16 protein-coding genes are annotated in these 20057 nt (G+C 54.7%); 3 read left to right on the top strand and 13 right to left on the bottom strand.

All coding sequences use genetic code 11. The features are described from left to right. Window positions 1-7: 7 nt before the first annotated feature. From tssK to G5229_RS04335, 9 genes are all read right to left on the bottom strand, one after another. Window positions 8-1342: a type VI secretion system baseplate subunit TssK gene (gene tssK, locus G5229_RS04375; RefSeq protein WP_421208644.1), complete on the bottom strand. Its 1335-nt coding sequence runs from the start codon at window positions 1340-1342 to the stop codon at window positions 8-10. Window positions 1343-1344: 2 nt separating this feature from the next. Beyond that, window positions 1345-1860, bottom strand: coding sequence for a type VI secretion system lipoprotein TssJ (gene tssJ, locus G5229_RS04370; RefSeq protein WP_421208642.1), 516 nt, complete (start codon window positions 1858-1860; stop codon window positions 1345-1347). Beyond that, window positions 1860-3095 (bottom strand): type VI secretion system-associated FHA domain protein TagH, encoded by a 1236-nt coding sequence (gene tagH, locus G5229_RS04365; RefSeq protein WP_421208640.1) that lies wholly within the window; start codon window positions 3093-3095, stop codon window positions 1860-1862. Before tagH ends, tssJ begins: the two co-directional genes overlap by 1 nt. A 39-nt stretch (window positions 3096-3134) precedes the next feature. Beyond that, window positions 3135-4133 carry a type VI secretion system baseplate subunit TssG gene (gene tssG / locus G5229_RS04360; protein WP_421205357.1) on the bottom strand — a complete coding sequence of 333 codons (999 nt, stop codon included), beginning with the start codon at window positions 4131-4133 and terminating at the stop codon, window positions 3135-3137. Beyond that, window positions 4097-5863 (bottom strand): type VI secretion system baseplate subunit TssF, encoded by a 1767-nt coding sequence (tssF, locus tag G5229_RS04355; RefSeq protein ID WP_421208638.1) that lies wholly within the window; start codon window positions 5861-5863, stop codon window positions 4097-4099. The genes tssG and tssF overlap by 37 nt, the downstream gene beginning before the upstream one ends. Before the next feature lie 3 nt (window positions 5864-5866). Continuing rightward, window positions 5867-6298: a type VI secretion system baseplate subunit TssE gene (tssE, locus tag G5229_RS04350; RefSeq protein ID WP_421208636.1), complete on the bottom strand. Its 432-nt coding sequence runs from the start codon at window positions 6296-6298 to the stop codon at window positions 5867-5869. 6 nt (window positions 6299-6304) lie between these two features. After that, on the bottom strand, window positions 6305-7786 hold the full coding sequence (gene tssC, locus G5229_RS04345) for a type VI secretion system contractile sheath large subunit (RefSeq protein ID WP_421208634.1): 1482 nt from the start codon (window positions 7784-7786) through the stop codon (window positions 6305-6307). A gap of 37 nt (window positions 7787-7823) precedes the next feature. Continuing rightward, the gene (gene tssB / locus G5229_RS04340; protein WP_421205362.1) at window positions 7824-8327 is read right to left on the bottom strand and encodes a type VI secretion system contractile sheath small subunit; all 504 of its coding nucleotides are present in this window, start codon (window positions 8325-8327) and stop codon (window positions 7824-7826) included. Between the two features lie 982 nt (window positions 8328-9309). Beyond that, the gene (locus tag G5229_RS04335; protein WP_288727492.1) at window positions 9310-9687 is read right to left on the bottom strand and encodes a hypothetical protein; all 378 of its coding nucleotides are present in this window, start codon (window positions 9685-9687) and stop codon (window positions 9310-9312) included. 625 nt (window positions 9688-10312) lie between these two features. Here G5229_RS04335 and G5229_RS04330 point away from each other — a divergent pair. Genes G5229_RS04330 through G5229_RS04320 form a run of 3 tightly spaced genes read left to right on the top strand, consistent with a single transcriptional unit; the run spans window position 10313 to window position 14020 of the window. Beyond that, complete coding sequence (locus G5229_RS04330) at window positions 10313-11710, top strand: 3'-5' exonuclease (RefSeq protein ID WP_421208632.1); 1398 nt, start codon at window positions 10313-10315, stop codon at window positions 11708-11710. Further along, window positions 11711-12376: a DarT ssDNA thymidine ADP-ribosyltransferase family protein gene (locus G5229_RS04325; protein ID WP_421208630.1), complete on the top strand. Its 666-nt coding sequence runs from the start codon at window positions 11711-11713 to the stop codon at window positions 12374-12376. A gap of 9 nt (window positions 12377-12385) precedes the next feature. Next, entirely contained in the window at window positions 12386-14020 is a 1635-nt protein-coding gene (locus tag G5229_RS04320; RefSeq protein WP_421208628.1) for an ADP-ribosylglycohydrolase family protein, read from the top strand. 264 nt (window positions 14021-14284) lie between these two features. Here the strand turns inward: G5229_RS04320 and thrC are convergent, their stop codons facing one another. The 4 genes from thrC to G5229_RS04300 all read right to left on the bottom strand — a co-directional run bounded on the left by thrC (window position 14285) and on the right by G5229_RS04300 (window position 19986). After that, entirely contained in the window at window positions 14285-15559 is a 1275-nt protein-coding gene (gene thrC / locus G5229_RS04315) for a threonine synthase (RefSeq protein ID WP_421208626.1), read from the bottom strand. Then, entirely contained in the window at window positions 15556-16566 is a 1011-nt protein-coding gene (thrB, locus tag G5229_RS04310; protein ID WP_421208624.1) for a homoserine kinase, read from the bottom strand. Before thrB ends, thrC begins: the two co-directional genes overlap by 4 nt. 2 nt (window positions 16567-16568) lie before the next feature. After that, a complete protein-coding gene (thrA, locus tag G5229_RS04305) occupies window positions 16569-19028 on the bottom strand; it encodes a bifunctional aspartate kinase/homoserine dehydrogenase I (protein WP_421208622.1) in 2460 nt (819 codons plus the stop codon). Between the two features lie 250 nt (window positions 19029-19278). Further along, complete coding sequence (locus tag G5229_RS04300; RefSeq protein WP_421208620.1) at window positions 19279-19986, bottom strand: tRNA/rRNA methyltransferase; 708 nt, start codon at window positions 19984-19986, stop codon at window positions 19279-19281. Window positions 19987-20057 lie beyond the last annotated feature (71 nt).

Raw genomic sequence — 20057 nt, 5'->3', positions numbered from 1 at the left:
GGTGCGATCACTGGCTACGAATGGCCCAGAGCTGCATGTCGAGCTCGGGGAAATCGCCGGCAATGTGGAAGGCGAGCGTGTTGCCCACAGCCAGCATCTGCCAGGCCGGGCTCTGACGGTCGAGCTGGAAGTAGCTGTAACCGGCGTGGTAGGGCAGCTGGCGCGGCGCCACCGGCAGCGGCAGCAGCGGAATACCCGGCAGCTGCAGGCTGATGAGCTCGCGGATCTTGTCGCTGGAGGCCACCTTGGTCTGCTGCAGCAGCTGTTTGCGCAGCTGCTCCTGCGGCATGCGGGCACGCACTGCCAGCACGAAGTCGGCGCTCTGCATCAGCTCGCTCTCGCTCACCATGGCCACCATGATGCCGTACTGGTGCTTGCGCAGCTGGATGGAGACGGCACGTGGCGACAGCACGGTACTGAGTGCCTGACGCAGGGCCAGCATCACCGGTTCGAAGCTCACCTGCTGATCGTCGTGACGATAGGCGGGGAACTCGGGCGGCAGGCGGGACTCGTCGGTAAAGGTCATCAGCTCGCCGCACAGCTGCACCAGCGCCTCATGCAGCCGCTCGGGGTGCAGGGTGCCAAGGCGCGCCAGATGGGAGAGCTGGGGCTGGGCGCGGTTGAGTAGCTGCAGCATCATGAACTCGGCCACATCGGCAACCCCCTGCTGACCCGGCGACGCGATGCGCTGGGAGAGGCTGCGAGCCCGCTCGGCCACAAGGCCAGCCGACTCGCCGAGGAAGCGCTTGAGAGTCGGGATGGCGGATACGCTGATGCTGCAGGGCATGAAGTTGGGATCCAGCACCAGACCGCCATCCGGGCGCTTGTCCAGAATGCGAGCAATGGCGAGGGACGCGTAGGCGCTGCGGTCTTCCCGCTCCAGCATCAGCCGCAAGCTGACCCGCCCCACTTCGAGGGAGACCACGTCGCCCCCTTCGCTGTGGAGATCCCGCACATCGTGGCGATGAGCCTGCAGCCGGGTTGCTACCTGACCGCCCTGATTGACCTCGTTGACCCCGCTCACCGAGAGCGGCAGCGCCAGATAGACCTTCTGGTTGGCCACCGAGGCATCGGTGATCTCCAGCGGGGTCGGCAGCACATCATCGTTCGGAATGTTGAAGACGGTGCCGTCCGGCATGATACCGGTGGCCCCCACCAGCGCGATGCGGCCAAAGCCGAGGTAATCCTCGTTGATGGCAAGCGACTGCAACCCGTAGAAATAGTCGGACAGCGCGCTCAAACGCGCGTGCAGCGCGTAATCTGAATGTCTCTGTTGTTGCTGGAAGTGCTGGGGCTTGATAAAGAGCCCTTCACGCCAGATAACCCGATTTCGACTCGACATGATTATTCTTCTTCTTTTTGTAGTTCCACTTCATCCAGGCGCAGGTGCACCAGAATTTGATAGGCCGTTCCCTTGCTCTTGACCTTGATGACCTTGCGCCACTCGGCGCTGTCCGGATCGGCGTACCGAGCAATCACGCCGATGTAACGGGTCTTCTCGTCAAGCTTGACGGGGGGCAGGTATTTGAACTGGCCGGGTAGCAGGGTGTAGTCCTGATGATCCAGGTAGTTCTTGCCAAGGGCCTTCTCTACATCTGCCGTCACCTGGTCGTAGTCGGTGGCGAGCAGCCTGGAATCTTCCGCCAGCAGCACCACCTGAAACTCGATGGGTGCCGCCTCCCCGCTCTCGTTGGGGTTGACGTCAGGCTCCGCCAGCAGGCTGAGCCCCAGGGTGGAGGGCTGGTCATCGTTGCTCCCCACCTGGACATCCGGGTTCATGACCACATCGGCCATCTTGCCCATGGTGGTACAACCGGCCAGGGCCAGCAGACAGGCCCCAAACCACAGTGCACGTATCATCAAATCAGTCCCTGTTGCTGACGCACGGCCTGGTCATAGGCCTGGGCGTAGACCTGATGGAACAGCTTGTCGAACCCCTGCTGACGGGCAGAGGTGAGCTCACGGTAGTAGTGCTGATACATGTTCCAGGCCCACCCCTCATCAGCCATACCCGGCGCGCCGCTGCGGCGGTATTGCTCGAAACGGCCGAGCAAGGCTTCCGGTGAGAAGGCCTGCAGGATGCTGTCGAGCGCCGCACTGATGGCCTGCTGGTTTGCCACGTGGTGGATGCGCACGTTGTGCAGGCTCTCGGCCACCGCGGCCGGTGCGCTCAGGTGCACCGGGCTCTTCTGCTCGGCAAACAGCACCGCCAGGGTCTCGTCATAATCGAGGCCAAGGCGCAGAGGGTTGTCCTCGATGGGGCGCAGGTGCTTGTCTGCCAGCGCCGCCTGATCGCTTTGCAGTTGCAGCAACCCCTCCACCATGGCCCGCACTGTCTTGCCCATCTCTTCGAGCATGTCGTGGGCCTGTCGGGTGTCCTGCAACTGCAACGGCTGACCCAGCCCGCGCATCAGCGGGGTCAGGGCGACGTGATCAACGTCCTCCAGCGGCTGGAAGTCGGGGTGGTTCTCGATGGCGGGCATATCCAGAAATTCTTGGTTCATGGTGTTCTCGACGGCAGAAAATGGAGCGAGGGATACGGTGTCCATATCCGGTTGAAAATGCGGTTGAGCCTGCGGCTGGGTATCCATCAGCGGGCCAGGAGCCGCACGCTCCTGCTGCAATGCCAGCAGGGGATCGACTGCCAGGGCCCGAGGATCATCCAGGGTCTGGGTGTGGTGGGGATCGCTGGCAAGCCACTCGTCAAGCTGTTCGGTTGGACGGTTGCCCAGCACCTGCTGCAGGCTCTGCTCGGGGGAAATGGCACCGAGATAGGCGCGCAGCCGGAACGGGCCGACCACCAGCTCGTCTCCCTGCTCCAGATGCACCTTGCGAGCCCGCCCGATGGGCGAGGTAGCACCATTGATGTAGGTCTGGCCGCTGAGATCGCACAGGCAGAAACGACCGTCATTGAGCTCGACCCGGGCATGGGCCGGCATCACCGCCCCCAACCTGTCTCGCAGTTGCCAGTCATCCTGTTCGGAGGAGCCCAGGGTGCCTCCCATCTCGTCGAAGCGATATTGCACCTGCTGGCTGCCGTCGAGCTGCTCGCTGTTAAGCACCACCAGAGATAGTTGCTGGTTAAAGTCGTCCACATTCACTCCTGCACGTATTCCTACACTGAATTTCTGTGCTTATTCCTGTACACAGATCGTCACGAACGGGTCACTCGGCGGTTGGCCGAGAAAGGTACTCCACCCCAGACGGGCACTCTGCTCCTCCCCCAATCTCAGCCCCTTGGCCTGCTCCTGACCGAAGCCAAGCCGCAGATCCCAGGCCAGCTGATCGCGCAAGATGAAGGAGACAAAGGTCACCAAGGCGTGGAAATGCTCCCCGTTCGGGAGAAATCCGAGAAACTGGCTAAAACTCAGATCATTGATTTTCAATAAAAACTTGCCGGCACAATCATTGACCTTGTCACCGATGACGAAGTCATGCCCCAGAGTGGCGCAAGCACCGCCCAGGCGGTTTTGCTGCTCCGGATGGATCGGCACATTGCGCCACTGCCAGGCGCTCACCTCTACATCCGCCAGATCGAAGCAGTGGGCCACCAGACCGGCGACCACCTCGGGCGAGCGGCTGGGGCTGGCCAGCATGCCCGCATAGGAGAGCATCTTGGCGCGGTTGACCGGCAGGCTCTGGCAGACGGCGTCGTTGCCAAGCCCCACCAGCGCAAACATCAGGCGGGAGAACCCATCCTCACCGTCGTCCTGAAAACGGACGTGGTAGCGATACTTGCGCCAGATCCGGTGCAGCAGGGTCAGCAGACGGTGGTGGAAGAAATCCAGAAACAGGCCGAGCTTCTGCTCACCCTGGGCGTACTCCCACGCCAATGAGTCGAGGTAATACCCCGGCATCGGCGACTGGCTGCCGTGCAGACCCAGAAAGGCCACTTCCAGCTCGTGGCGCCCCTTCTCGTCGCGGCCAATCTGCAGCACGTCACTGGTGGGAAACCCCAGCGATGCGGTCGCCTTGAAACGAATATTCTCGTCACTTGGCAGGTGGTCGAGACCACGCTCCTGATCGGCGCCATCGAGCCGGTTGAGCAGCTCGACCAGCTGGAAGAAATTAAAACGGGGCGCCTCGTTGGCGGCGCTCACATCAGGGAGTGCTGACCGATCTGGACTGGCCACTGATAGCGCTCCTTGTTATCGAGATTGACCACCTCAAGCAGGTGGAAAGCGTTGACGCTGGCATAGAGCGAGAAGAAGTGGGCCAGCACGGTGCTGAAGAGATAGAGCTCCCCTTCGCTGCCAAAGGCGGACTGGCGGATGGAGAGCACCGACTTGAGCCCCCGCACCGGCATGCCGCGCACCAGCCTGTCCACCGGCTTGGTCTCGATCTCCTCGATCCCCGCCAGCCGCTTGCGCGACGCCTGCTCTGCTTGCTTGTCGTGCAAAGCGGGAAAGTCGTAGGTACGCAGCACCTGCACCAGGGCATCGCGGCGCAGCAGAGAGACATAGTTGAGCGACAGGTTGGAAATCAGGGTCCAGTGCAGGCTGCCATCCAGTGCCGGGCGCAGCGGCCTGGTCGGCCGGATCAGGTTGCGGAAGGTGGCAAACGACGGCGAGCTGCCGGTCGGCACGCAGATGCTGCCGACCTTGAGGCGGGCGGCGCGGGAGCGGTTGGTACAGGTAAGCGTCACCGAGATGGATTCATCGAGGTCGACCGTGGTGGTTTCATCGCCCCGCACAAACGAGAGGCTGTGCTCGAAACCATCACCACTCACCGACTCCCTGACCCGCACCCGGTAGTAGAGTGCCAGCCGCTGCTTGGCCCGCTCTATCTGGTGCTGAAAACTTTCGAATGGCTGATAGATGCGCGGCGTGCCCCGAGAGCGCCCCAGATTGCCCTCGACCCAACCTTCAACCTGATCCACCGAGAAAATTTCGAAACTGTCGGCATAGCGATAGCTCGCCTTGAGCGGGTATTCCGCCTGACGGCCGTTGAGATTGACCGGCTCGCTGTCGTGCTGGAACAGGTTGATGGCCGGCACGCAGTTGAGCATGAAGGAGTCGGGACGGATCTTGAGTTCCGCCGGCAAGGGCCGGTCGAAACAGAAATGAATTTTGAATTCACTCACCGGCAGCGGCTGTTTGGGCCACTCGCCACCGGAGAGTTCGAAGAAGAGGAAGCTCTCCGGAAAGCAGAAATACTCCTGCAGGATCCGGTAGCCGGAATAGACGTTGTTCGGATAGGGCAACAGCGCATCGTCGCGCTCGAAGCCGACCGGTTTGAGGGCCTTGGCCTCCTGACGAAAGCGCTTGCCGTCGATCTCGAGCTCGATATGGGAGAGCTGGTTGGAGAGCCAGAAGTAGAGCTCATAGGCGGTGTAGCTGTCGCCACCGAGGAAGAAGCGCAGCTTGTCCAGCTGCAACTCACTGAGCAGCAAGGGGGCATGCAGGGCAATATCGAGCGAGATGGTTGAGAGATCGTTGCCACTTTGCGCCGTCACCTCGCGCATCTCGGCCGGATAGACCCAGGCATCGTGGCAGGTTTGAAAATGACAGGTCACATCGTCAATAGGCAGACTGTCGAGTTGGCAGCCCTGCTTCACCAGCGCGGGCTGGGCGATGGCCCCCGGAATAACCGAAAACTGCATGATAGTCATGCTGGGGACGGGACGCAGGTAGTTTGGCCAGAGCATATTGAGCAGACCGTGGGTCAGCTCGGGAAACTCGTCTTCAATTTTTGCGCGCAGGTTGCCCGTGAGAAACGCAAAGCCTTCCAGCAGGCGTTCCACATCCGGGTCGGTATTCTGCTCCGACAAAAAACGGGTGAGTTCGGGATAGCTATCGGCAAATTCGCGCCCTTGCAGGCGCAAAAATGCCAACTCATCCCTGAAGTAATGTTCCAGCGACATTGATCAGACCATGCGGTAGTGGCGGTGACTGTCCATTTGGACGTTGAACGAGGTAACTTGCTCGATATGCTCCAGCCTCACGTGGGCCGTCACCTGAAACGACATCTCGAGCGGACTCGCCTGATAGTCGGGTGAACGGACATCCACATGCACAATCCGCGGTTCATAACGACGGATGCATTGCCGGATCGCTTCGCGGATCCGCCCCTTGATATCCGCACTGCCCTGAGTGGCGTCATTGAGATCGATGACACCAAGCTCGGGAGCACTGCGGCAATTGCCGGGACGGGTGTTGAGGATCTGTTCGAGCTGCCGCTTGACAGAATCAACCAACTCCTCAACCTCCGAACGGGGAGAAGGGCTCAGCCCCTCCCCCCGTATGCGATCGAACAGGCTGGCCGCATTTCCTCTATCCCAGGAAGAGAGATACGGCATCGGGCCTTATTCCTTGTCCAGTCGACCTACCAGAGAGAGCTCGAAGCTCGCCCCCATGTACTTGAAGTGCGGGCGCACTGACATGGCGACCTGATACCAGCCCGGCTCCCCTTCCACATCCAGCACCTTGATCTGGGCGGCGCGCAGCGGACGACGGCTGCGGACCTCTGCCGGCGGATTCTCCTGATCGGCCACAAACTGCCGGATCCAGCTGTTCAACTCCCGTTCCAGATCCTGACGCTCCTTCCAGGAGCCGATCTGCTCGCGCTGCAGCACTTTGATGTAGTGCGCCAGGCGGTTGATGATGAACATATAGGGCAGCTGGGTGCCCAACTTGTAGTTGGTTTCGGCCTCGCGTCCTTCCTTGGTGTTCGGGAACACCTTGGGCTTTTGCACCGAGTTGGCAGAGAAGAAGGCGGCGTTGTCGCTGTCCTTGCGCATGGTCAGGGTGATGAAACCCTCTTCCGACAGCTCGTATTCACGACGGTCAGTGATCAGCACTTCGGTCGGGATCTTCGCCTGCAGCTGACCCATGGCTTCATAGACGTGCACCGGCAGATCGTGGATCGCACCACCGCTCTGCGGGCCTATGATGTTCGGGCACCAGCGGTACTTGGCGAAACTGTCAGTCAGGGAGGTGCCCATCAGATAGGCGGTGTTGCCCCACAGATAGTGATTGTGATCCGAGCTGATATCTTCCTGATAGTTGAAGCCCTTGATGGGGTTTTCGGTCGGGTCATACGGCAGACGGGCCAGGAAGCGCGGTGCGGTCAGTCCCAGATAACGGGCATCTTCCGATTCACGCAAGGCGCGCCACTTGGTGTAGGCCGGCCCTTCGAATACCGATTTCAGATCCTTGATGGAGGGCAGCTCGGTAAAGCTGTCTACACCAAAAAAGGTCGGTGCAACGGAAGAGATGAAGGGGGCATGAGCCATGGCGCCGACGGCGCTGACATACTGCATCAGCTTGATATCGGGTCCGCTGTGGGTGAAGGCGTAATCACCGATCACGGCCCCCACCGGCTGACCACCAAACTGACCATAACCGCTGGAGTAGACATGCTTGTAGAGACCGGACTGGGTGATTTCGGGTGAGAATTCGAAATCTTCCAGCAGCTCTTCCTTGGTAGCGTGCAGCACCTGGATCTTGATGTTTTCGCGAAAATCGGTGCGATCCACCAGCAACTTCAGGGAGCGCCAGGAGGACTCCATCTCCTGCAACGGCTTGGCATGGAGAATGATGTCCATCTGCTTGCCGAGCTTCTTGTCGAGCTCGACAATCATGCTGTCCACCAGTGCCTTGTTGACCGGACTGCTGGCAGTACCGCTATCCAGAATGTTGGCGATCAGGGCTGCGACCCCCTGCTTGGCGACGCTGTAACCCTCATCAACCGGCGTGATGCGTGCTTGTGCCATGATTTCGTCCAGCAAAGAGGACGAGGAGGCGGCATTCGCCCCCGCTTGAACCTGTTCTTCGACCAAAGACATGTTTGTTCCTTCTCGTTCAGTCAATACAACCCGCCGATCACTCGACTGGCTTGATCAAATCCAGCTCTTTGAGCAACTGCTCACGAGCCTCATCACTGGACAGCAGATCCTGCAAACGATTGCGGAAAGCAGGGATATTGCCGAGCGGCCCCTTCAGGGCAACCAGCGCCTCACGCAGCTCCAGCAGCTTGCGCAGTTCGGGCACTTGCTGGGCCACATTGTCAGGAGTGAAGTCTTCCAGGGACTGGATTTTGATCGAAACCGGCAGCTCGTCCTGGCTGTTCTCTTCCAGACGATTTGGAACGGTGAAGTTCAGTTCCAATGCCGATTCTTTCATGACAGATGAGAAATTATTCTTGTCGATGGAGACAGTCTGACGCTCCTCGATGGGGGTATCTTCGGTGCGTCCTTTCATGTTGCCGACCACCATCATGGTCAGGGGAAGTTCTACTTCTCCCTGTTGACCACCAGTCGACGGTACATACTTGATATTTATACGCTCTTTGGGCGCGACAGTAGCGCCATCAATTCCTTTTCCCATGCTCTAGTACCCGATTTTGAGGTTTTATCAAGAAGGGCAGAGCTTATAGCCAATAGTACTGGCAACAACTGTAATAAATTACAGTTGAAGCAAGGCCGATATTAAAAAGGGATGATCCAGAGTAATAACTTTAATATTTGACGACATATCAATAAGCCGCCACAGCACGACCCGCACGGCACCAGCCCTCTCAAGACCATATTTATTTCTTTTGAGACTGGTAAAGCACACGCGTTACTCCGCATCATCAAAAATAAAACAAAAAAAACAAATAAAATCAATGACATGGCGATTTTCAATAAAGATTTTCAGCGCCAGAAGCTTTAGTGGTGCCTTGTCAGGTACATTATCGTTCTCGGCACATTCATATACGACAAATTCTGACATATATGAATCAAGGGTATGTGACCCTGGTAGATGGCATGGTCTTGAACAAAATTGTAACCGGAAATTACAGCCTAATAATCAGAATAATCTGACGTGAAACAAGAGGCCAAAAATGGCAGAGACAGATAAGTAAAAATTACGCTATTAACAAACAGTAATTAGCGTTACATCCCTTATTTAATATATCTGAGAGCAAGCCACAACACCGTCACCACAGATGACATCAGTCAATGTGAGCACTCCCTGCTAACGCTGGAGTCAAGCAGGATTGGCTGTGAAAATCAGCCCAAGCACCCTCGTCTGTTTTGACGCTGCCCCCGGTGAGCAGAGGCAGAGGAATGTCACCATCATTCACCAAGCGCATGGTATGGCACCGGGAATAAATATGAGCCTTGACCAGAGAACCGATCCGTTCGCTCAAGCCACCAGAGCAGGGCTCCCTCACCGGGGAGATGGGACGTAATGGGAGGCACAACCAGATCCCGCTCTTTGCTACATAGAGAAGTGCACATAACTCCACAAGAGGTGTCGTTCAGTGCGCCAAAAAGCACGGGGGCCTGATGGCCCCCGCAAACACACCGGATGAGAAAATGCCTTACTTGGCGGCGCTATCCTTCACGCACTTCTGGATAAAGCTGTTCTTGGCCGCGCCAGCCAGCTTCTTGTCGGCCGCCGCCTTCTCGCACTTGGCCGCCGGATCCACTGCCGCGCCCGTCTTCACGCACTTCTGGATAAAGCTGTTCTTGGCCGCACCGGCCAGCTTCTTGTCAGCCGCCGCCTTCTCGCACTCGCCAGTTGCGGCGCCAGCGGCATCTTTCACGCACTTGCCGACAAAGCTGGTCTTGGCGGCGCCGTTAAGCTTTTTGGCTGCGGCCTGCGCCTCGCACTGCAACTGGGCAGTGTCGTTGGCAAAGACCGGATTGGCCAGCAGCACGCTGCCGCAGAGCAGGCCGAACAGGATGGTACGCTTCATGGGTAATGCCCTCTCTATCTGGTGATGTGTTTGCATGGTCATATTTGCATGACGATGTGTTGCAAATGGCTGTGATTGCAACAGCTGATTGTTGCCGCAGATCCCCCGCCTCGCCAGCTTGGGAGACGGGCACAGGGCAACCATCGCCCGCACTATAGCGCCGATTGCCGGAGCGGGATTGCCCCCAGCCAACCCTTCCTCAGCGGCAAGCCCGCCACCCTCTTCCCTACCGCACCCACCAACTCCAATAAAATCAAGGGCCATGGGAATCCGGTGCCCACTCAGTTCGATTTGTTGAGCCAGCGCAAAAAACCAATCATTACTGACAGTTACGTCACTTTTTGTCTGGAGAGAATAGATTCAATTGGCTTAACATATCCATCCGGTGCCTATTCGTTAGTGATGGGCCTCAGCCCTCGCTGGTTAATGGAGCATTTTGGAAGCTGTAATCCACGGGCGGTAGCGTGCATTTTACTTTTATAAATAACTATGCGACCTTTAATATTTCAAGAAATATATTGTTTTCATTCATAAAACCAAATCTCCTAATAAGGAGATGTTTAATAGAATTACATATTTAATTTCACCTTGTATTTAAATTAATTGGATTTTAAAGGAGGTTTAGTTGAAAATCCTATCCAACCATCAAGCTACTAGAGAACAACTTCCAATCGTCAGTCGCAACACAACTGGAGTTGTTGTTATTCGAGGTGCTGCTGGAAGTGGAAAAACTACAAGTGCATTACTTAGACTGACTGCAATAGTTAATACATTGGCATATCGTAGACACCTTGAGAATGACTCGACCCCAATAAAAGCTTTAGTATTATCATTTAATAGAACCTTGGCTGGATATATTGAAGGCCTTATTTATGATAGTTCTCAAACGAACACTATTCCAGTGCATGTCGAAAATGAAACTTTTGCTAACTGGACAAAGAAAAATATAAACACAAACTTAATAGCGGATAAAGAAAGAGAATTTTATTTCGCTAAGAAATGCTACAAAATAGGAATTGACACACGCTTCCTTCTGGATGAGATTGATTATTTCAGAGGTAGATTCCGCCTTAACGACTTAGAGAAATATCTGACAACCGAGAGAACTGGCCGAGGTTTGTCACCTCAAGTAACCAAAGCAACCCGCAGTATTTTAGTTGATATAGTAAAGGAATATGTTGAGTGGATTAACAGGCAAAATGTTGATGATTGGCATACTCAATGCGAAAAAATGATCACTAAAAAATCTTTATGTTACGATATTATCGTAGTTGATGAAACACAAGATTTTTCAGCAAACCAAATAAGAGCCGTTCTAAATCACCTAAAAGAAGACTATTATCTAACATTTGTCATAGACACAATCCAACGTTTATATCCACGAGGTTTCACATGGGCTGAAACAGGATTGGATATGAGGAATGCCATTTATTTCAGATTAAATGAAAACCACAGAAACACCATTGAGATTGCAACTTTTGCCGCAGCAATTACTCGTGGATTGACTATTGACGATGATGGGAGCTTCAGTGACATAACCAAAGCAACAAGGCATGGTCCAAAACCGATCGTGTGTAAAGGAAAGCACTCTCAACAAGTCAGTTTTGCAATAGATTACATTTTGAAAAATATAAACCTGCAGAAAGAATCAGTTGCATTTCTTCATCCTAGAGGCGGGGATTGGTTCAAAGAAATAGAGCGCCAATTGCTAGCCCAAAAATTACCACACGTTATCATCACTAAGAATAGAGTTTGGCCAAGAGGCCATGAAAACATAGCTCTATCAACAATGAATTCAGCAAAAGGTCTTGAATTCGATCACGTCATTATACTTGGAATGAATAATGTAAATATGAGTCATCAAAAAGATGAAAATGATGATAAACTGCAACAATTAAGAAGATTACTTTCAATGGCAATCTGTAGGGCAAGAGAGTCTGTCATTATTGGGTATAAAGAGAGTGAAAAGCCAGACATTGTAGAATATTTCGTTGATGACACATACGTTGAGGTAAATTTATAAATGGATATCGTTGAATATACTAAAGAAAGAAAAATTAATGAAATCCTTCATTTCACTACAGAAATGGGATTGACCGGATGTGCTGGCTCAAAGACTGTTTTATCACGAAAAGCACTAAATGAAGATCAATATCTAAGCTATATAGCCTCACCTGTTTCGAGTGAGCGTAAAGAGGCTCAAGTGACTTTTAATAAAGATGAAGATTGGCTGGATTACATTAACCTGTCGATAAGTGAGATTAACACTCATTATTTCAATGCAGCTAAAAATTGGTTTAAGGATAAAGATAAATGGTGGTGTATCATGTCTTTTGATCCCATCATACTCACTCATAATGGAGTCTATTTTACAACTACAAACAATATATACACTTCTGTAGTAAGAGCGACAGGCGTCACTGGAATGAAAGCTATGTTTGCAGAAAAAATTACTAGATGGGGTACCAATACTGTAAAAAGAAATAACAGGCCAATTAATTTAACAACATGCGAACAAGCTGAGGTACTGTACCCAAATCCACTCAACATGTCTTTTTTAAAAAAAGTATATGTACAAAATAAGGAACAAGCAGCCTCAATACATGGAACATTAAGGAGCTTTGGTTTTCAATCTGTAGATGTTATTATTGTCCCAGAAAAGTTTTCAGGTGCGCCGAACGCATTCTAAGAGGGAAACATGAACTCACTCAGAGAGAAAAAAGTTATAAATTCTGCGCTATGGGCTGCCGCTGGTGATGCTATTGGCTGGATTTCTGAGCTCACAGATGAGAATGGACTGAAACGCAGAATTGGTACTAACCATCTTCTAAAACCTGTTAGCTGGCAAAGAAAGATTGGTGGTTATTCTGGCGTCACTGTTAACCTCCCTGCAGGAACGTACTCTGATGACACCCAGCTCAGATTGGCGGTATCAAGATCTATTCGAAGTAATGGTGAATTTGATGCAGAGTCATTCGCTAAAATAGAACTCCCAGTTTGGCTATCTTATGCATTAGGTGCAGGTAGAGCAACAAAACTAGCTGCTACCAACCTAATGAGGAAAGATACAAATTGGTTTTCAAATTTCTACAAAAACAATAGCTCTGAGTATACGCAATCAGGTGGCAATGGTACCGCTATGAGGATTCAACCTCATGTTTGGTGCTCTAGACAATTATCAGAAAGACTCTATATCCCCTCTGTAATAAAGGACTCATTGACCACTCACGGTCATTTATTATCTGTATGCGGCGCGATTTTACATGCTGACGCCTTACAATATTCTTTATTAAATGACAAACCAGCAAGCCCTGTCGAACTAGACAAGTTTATTGATAAGTTTTTATTAATACCAGACATCATAAATAGCATCTATGAATTAAAAAATTTCTGGCTACCTAATTGGGAAGATATTTCAGAAACAGAATTAACCATAGAAATAAAGCGTATTCATGCAGAATCAAAAGCTTTATTATCCAATGCACTTGAGTCAGCCAGCATTTATATTGACCCCATTGAAAAATATAAATCAGCCATAGCTACCTTGGAGTGCGACAAAGACTCACGTAGAGGCACAGCCACAAATACAGTTATAGCTAGTAGTCTTTTGTGCTATTTCTTCAAAAATTCAACACCATATGAAGCAATTACAGCTTGTGTTAACCACTTGGGTACGGATACAGATTCAATTGCTAGCATGGCTGGAGCTATATTGGGTTGCTATAGCGACATGCCACAATGGGATATTCAAGACAGTAAATATATAATTAATGAAGCCAAGCGTTTAAATAGCATAGCAGAAGGCGGAGAGACTATTAACTTCAACTACCCTAATATAAACAAGTGGTTACCACCACAAACTCAAGGGGAGTCTCTAGTTAAAGACAATGATGGTATCTATCATATAGTCGGCCTTGGAAAGATAGATTTTTTAAACACTGAGGCTTGGAAAACAAAAACGCACTCTTGGCAATGGGTGCAGTTTGATTTCGGCCAATCTATTTTGGTAAAAAATAAATTAGGTGAAGCAAAAGTAGCTGAAACCTACTTACTTAGAGATAATAAGCAAAGCCATCTTAAAATCACTCCTTTGCCAATACAAAAAAACAATCAAACCCCATATTTACCTAAGCAGGAGAGCTTCGATTACAATTACACTCCTACTCACGAACTAGATATAGATGTGATTACCACCAATGTAATTAAAAATGGGTTTAACGAACAAGAAATAGGTCGTTACTTTATAGAGTTGGCGGATAAGAAAGGGCTGGAGTCTATTATTTCATTTGCAGCTATAATAGGAAAGGCTTTCATATCTAGAAAGAAAAGATAGCGGTAATAAAAATAGCCCAGCTCGAAACATCTGGGCTATTTTATAAGAAACATGCTATCGCCACATGAAGTTATAAAATCTATTTTCGCGTTTGGATTTGATTAAACAATACGACATATCCATATAATGCCATCTCCATACAGTTTAAATTATCGACTCACCTAATCACTAGCTCAAACTTGAGTCACCTTTTCCAATCTAGAAAATGAAAATCCCCCATCACCGGGGGATTTTTATTTCTGTTGGTTATCTCAGCTCAGCTACTTACCCCACCAAAAACGCCCTTAACCGGACAAACTCCGCTGGCAAATTAACAGAGAGCAGCGGCAGTTCGGCATGCTTGGCGAGCGGGCCGGGTAGCGGTACATCGAGATTGAGGATCTCGTCCACCGACTCTTTGAACTTGGCGGGATGGGCGGTGCAGAGGAACACCCCCACTTCGTCCTCGGCCAGCTGTTCCCCCAGCAGATCCCAGGCAATGGCGCCGTGGGGCTCGCACAGGTAATCCAGCTGGTGCAGCCGTTTCAGGGCATCGCGGGTCTGGGCATCGTCACGCATACCAGAGCCCAGCGTTTCGAGCGCCCAGCCTTTGCGGCGGCACAGCTCTTCTACCCGCGGCCAGTTGTTGGGGCGGCTCACATCCATGGCGTTCGACAGGGTTGCCACTGTCTGGTGCGGCTCCCACTGGCCAGTTTTCAGGTAGCGCGGCACGGTGTCGTTGGCGTTGGTGGCGGCGATAAAGCGCTTCACCGGCAGCCCCAGCGCCTTGGCAATCAAGCCTGCGGTGAGGTTGCCAAAGTTGCCGGACGGCACACTGATGACCGCCTTGGCGCGATCGGCTTTGGGCAGCTGGGCCACCGCCTCGAAGTAGTAGCAAACCTGCGCCAGCAGGCGGCTGATATTGATGGAGTTGGCGGAGTTGAGGCCAATGGCCTTTTTCAGCGCCTCGTCGTCAAAGGCCTGTTTTACCAGCGCCTGACAAGCATCGAAGTCACCGTCGATGGCGATGGTGCGGATATTGCCGCCGAGGGTGCAGAAGAGCTTCTCCTGCAAGGGGCTGATCTTGCCCTTGGGATAGAGGATCACCACCTCGATCCCCTCCAGCCCGTAGAAGGCGTGGGCCACGGCGGCACCTGTGTCGCCGGAGGTGGCGGTGAGGATAGTGATCTTGTCGTTGGTTCTAAAGGCCGCGAGGCACTGGGCCATAAAGCGGCCGCCGAAATCCTTGAACGCCAGGGTCGGGCCGTGGAACAGCTCAAGGGCATAGGTGCCATCCTTGAGTTTCACCAGCGGCGCCGGGAAGGTGAAGGCAGCATTGATCAGCTCGCTGACCTTGGCGGCGGGCACTTCGTCCCCCAGCAGGTGGCTCAGGATGCGGGCAGAGCGCTCAGCCAGCGGCAGATCCAGCAGGGCATCCACATCGGCGAGCGGCTCGAGTTGTTCGGGGAAGAAGAGCCCCTGTTCGCGACCCAAGCCCTGACGCACCGCCTGCGCGAAGCTCACCTGTTCGCTGTTGTCCTTGATGTTGTAGAGATTCATAGCTCGCTTCCTGTTACCCGTGCCCCGGCCATGTCCAGTTTGCAGACCCGGGCAAATCCATCTTCGTTCTGCACGAAATGTGCTTCCATCCAATCCTTCATCCGCTCGGCCTGCGCCAGATCCTTCATCACCACAAACACGGTGGGGCCGGAGCCGGAGATGCCGGTGGCCAGCGCCCCGTTCTGGGCCGCCTGCGCCCGCACCTCGGCAAAGCCTTCGATCAGCGCCGCACGGTAGGGTTCGGCAATCACGTCTTTCAAGACGCTCGCCGCCAGCCCCTCCTGCCCTGTGTAGCTGGCGTGGACAAAGGCAGCCAGGCGGCGGCCATAGGTGAGGCAATCCTGACGGCGATATTGGGCCGGCAAAATGGCGCGGGCGGCAGCGGTCGAAACCACGGTACCCGGGTAGCAGACCACCCAGTACCACTGATCGAACACCGGAATACCCTGACTGATAACGCCGTGCTCTTCCAGCACCAGCTGCATGCCGCCCAGATAACAGGGCGCCACGTTGTCGTAGTGAACGGAGCCGGAGATCTTGCCCTCCATCTCCCCCATCAGCAGCAGCATGTCGTGCTCATTGAACGGCTCGCCGTGGAAGGCGTTGAGCCCTTCAAGGGCCGCCACCACGCTGCTGGCGCTGGAACCCAGACCCGAGCCGACCGGCAGGTTCTTCTCCAGCACCATTTCGAGCGGCTTGAGTTTAAGGCCGCGCTTCTCCAGCGCCTCGCCATAGGCCACCCAGCAGTCATGGAGGATATTCTTTTTCGGATCATCCGGCAGCTTGTGGGCGTAGCGGCCCACGGATGAGAGGGCGAACGGCACGTCAGCCGCTTTTACCTGCACCCGATCGCCGAGCAGAGAGCCATCCACGGGGGCGAGCGCCGCCCCCAGAACATCGAATCCCACGCTCAGGTTGGCGCTGGAGGCTGGGGCATAGGCAACCACGCTTCTGTCATTACCCATGGCGCCTTCCGTCATATAAGAGGGGTACATGTCTGAACTCATGCTTATAGCTCCTGCTTCCAGTTCTGGGTGCGCAGCACGTCGGCAAAGACGCCCGCCGCAGTCACTTCGGTACCGGCGCCATAGCCGCGCAGCACCAGCGGGATTGGCTGGTAGTAGGTAGAGAAGAAGGCGAGCGCGTTCTCCCCGTCTTTGACCTTGAACAGCGGCTCGTCGCCACCGACCGCCTTGATGGCGACCTTGCACTTGCCACCCTCGATGGAACCCACATAGCGCAGCACCTTGCCTTCACGCTGGGCCGCGGCGAACTGGTCACGGAACCAGCCATCGGCCTCCGGCAGGCGGGCCATAAAGGCTTCCACGTCGCCGCTCACATCAAATCCGGGCGGCAGTGCCTGCTCGACTTCCACATCGGAGAGCTCCAGCGCCATGCCCGCCTCGCGGGCCAGAATGAGCAGCTTGCGCGCCACATCCATGCCGTTGAGATCGTCGCGGGGATCCGGCTCGGTAAAGCCGTTGCTGCGAGCGATCTTGGTGGCTTCAGAGAAGGCCATCCCCTCATCCAGCTTGCCGAAGATAAAGGAGAGTGAACCGGAGAGGATGCCGTCGAAGGCACGCAGCTTGTCACCGGCCTTGATGAGGTTCTGCAGGTTCTCGATAACCGGCAGGCCAGCGCCGACGTTGGTCTCGTACAGGAACTTGCGGCGAGTCTGGCGGGCAGTGCGACGCAGCGCCTTGTAGTAATCGAGCGAGCCGGTGTTGGCCTTCTTGTTCGGAGTCACCACGTGGAAACCGGCGGCGAGGAAGTCGGCATACTGGACGGCTACTTCCTCGGAGGAGGTGCAGTCAACGATCACCGGGTTGATGATGTGGCTATCTTCCACCAGCTTTTTCACCCCTTCCAGCGAGAAGCTGTCGCGGGCTTCCACCAGCTGTTCACGCCAGTTGGCGAGGTTCAGGCCATCCTTGTTGACCGCCATCTGGCGGCTGTTGGCGATGCCGACCACGCGAAGGCCAGTGCCCTGCTCGGCCAGTACCGGTTGCTGGCGGGCGATCTGATCCACCAGCGCCGCACCAACGCCGCCAACCCCGACCACAAAGAGATCGATAAACTGCTGACTGCCAAAGAAGTTCTGGTGACACGCCTTGATGGCTTCCGCCACCTTGCGATCCCGCACCACCGCCGAGATGGAACGCTCGCTGGAGCCCTGCGCAATGGCGACGATATTGATGGAGGCTTGCGCCAGCGAGGTGAAGAAGCGGGCCGCCATCCCCTTGCTGGTGCGCATGCCGTCACCGATGAGGGAGATGATCGCCAGATCGCTGATGATATCCAGCGGCTCCAGCAGCTGGTTTTTGAATTCGAGCTCGAACTCGCGCTCCAGCACCTTGCGGGTCTTGTCGCTGTCGTAGCTGTGGATACAGAAGCTGACGCTGTACTCGGAAGAGGACTGGGTGATCAGCACGATACTGACCCCGGCGCGGGAGACGGCGGAGAAGATGCGACCGGCCATGCCGACCATCCCCTTCATGCCGGGACCGGAGACGTTGAACATGCACATGCCGGAGAGATCCGAGATGGCCTTCACTTTCAGGTCATCGTCGCCGCTCTCGGGGCCGATCAGGGTGCCCGGCCCTTGCGGGTTGAAGCTGTTCTTGATGAGGCAGGGAATATGGAACTGGGCCACCGGCGCGATGGTTTTCGGGTGCAGCACCTTGGCGCCAAAGTAGGAGAGCTCCATCGCCTCCTTGTAGGAGAGGGTTTTCAGCAGATAGGCATCCGGCACCAGACGGGGGTCGCAGCTGTAACAGCCTTCGACGTCAGTCCAGATCTCGCAGCACTCGGCATCGACACAGGCAGCCAGCACGGCGGCGGAGTAGTCGGAGCCGTTGCGACCCAGCAGCACGGTCTCGCCCTTGTCGCTGCCACCGGTAAAGCCCGGCATCAGGTAGAGGCAGTCGCTACGCAGCCCCTTGGCGGCAAAACGCAGGCGGGACGCTTCGATATCGACGTGGGCTTCCAGATAACCGCCGTCGGTCACCAACAGCTCTTCCGGTACGATCAGCTCCAGATCCAGACCGCGCACCCGCAGCAGCTCGAGCATAAAGGCGATGGAGAGGTTCTCGCCACGGCTCAGAATGCGTGCCTGCACGTTGTCCGGGCAGAGGCCCAGCAGACGGATGCCCTGCATCAGGCGCTCAACCTGATCCAGTTCGCTGGTGAGACGGGCCAGCAGCGCCTTGTCATCAAGCGCCGGATAGGCCGCCTTCAACCCTGCCAGCAGGCGGGAGAAGATGCCGTTGACTTCAAACAGGGTGGAACTGGCATCCATGCCGCGGCTGGTCTGTTCCACCAGCGCCACCAGATGATTGGTCACCTTGGCAGGTGCAGAGAGCACCAGGGCTACCTGAGATTGGCCGTGGGTGTTGACCGCGATATCGGCCACCCGTAAAAAACGCTCTGCATCGGCCAGTGAAGACCCGCCAAATTTCAACACTCTCATCGCTTTCTCTCCCTGTAAATCTATGAAATTCAATCTAAAAACCAGTCCAACAAAAAGGCCCGTACTGGGTGGGTACGGGCCTTTTCTGATTTCTGTGCTTGTTCGTCAGCGCATCAACCGGCCCCAGTGCCACCTGTGGTGGTACCGGTAATAATGGTGGTGGTGATGACGTTGGTGAATAACTGCATGACGAACACTCGTTGACGAAGCTGGCTTTTAGCAATACCGCGGCGGGCGCTGGGCTGTCAACTTAAACCTCTTTGCCAAGTTTGCGCGCAAGGTCTTTGCAGAGCAGGTGGAGCATGTTCAAATCCCGCTGCGGCAGCATGGGCACCCGGTCCATCACCCATTGATACAGTTTTTCATCCTGCGAAACTCCGAGTTCACCCAGCAATTCTGCTGTTTTGCTTTTCAGCACCCGAACCTGCCCAGCGTTATCAAAATTTTCTGCTACCGCAGTGGCGCCGTCGGCGTTCAGCTCATCCATCAGCTGACTCATCTCGTAGGCGTAGAGCATGATCGCCTGCCCCAGATTGAGAGACGGGTAGCTCACCTTGAGGGGCAGATAGCTGATGAGATCGACCTCGGCCAGCTGCTCGTTGGAGAGCCCCGACTCCTCGCAGCCAAAGACGATGGCGACCTTGCCGAGTGATGGCTTGGCGCGGATCTGCTCGCGGATCTCCCCCGGCGTGAGGTAGTGCTGGTAGCGACCGCGCTCACGGGCAGTGGTGGCGATCACCAGATCCATATCCGCCAGCGCCTCGGGCAGGGTATCGAACGCCTCGGCCTGGGTCAGGATCTCCTGGGCGCCGTGGGCTACCCAGCTCGCCTCCTCCTCTTCGTGTACCCGGCTCGCCACCAGTCGCATGGCATCGAATCCCATGGTTTTCATGGCGCGGGCAGCCGCCCCCACATTCGCAGGTCGGGCAGGTGCCACCAGGACAAAATAGAGCTTCATCGGGTTTCCTCACAGGCCAACGGCCTCTCAAACAGACAGCAAACAGTCGCTAAACCATCACCAAAACAGGG

Origin of the sequence: Aeromonas sp. 602396, assembly GCF_049173735.1 — a bacterium.
In the GTDB taxonomy this organism is placed as follows: domain Bacteria; phylum Pseudomonadota; class Gammaproteobacteria; order Enterobacterales; family Aeromonadaceae; genus Aeromonas; species Aeromonas veronii_A.
This window is presented reverse-complemented; position numbering and strand designations above follow the sequence as displayed.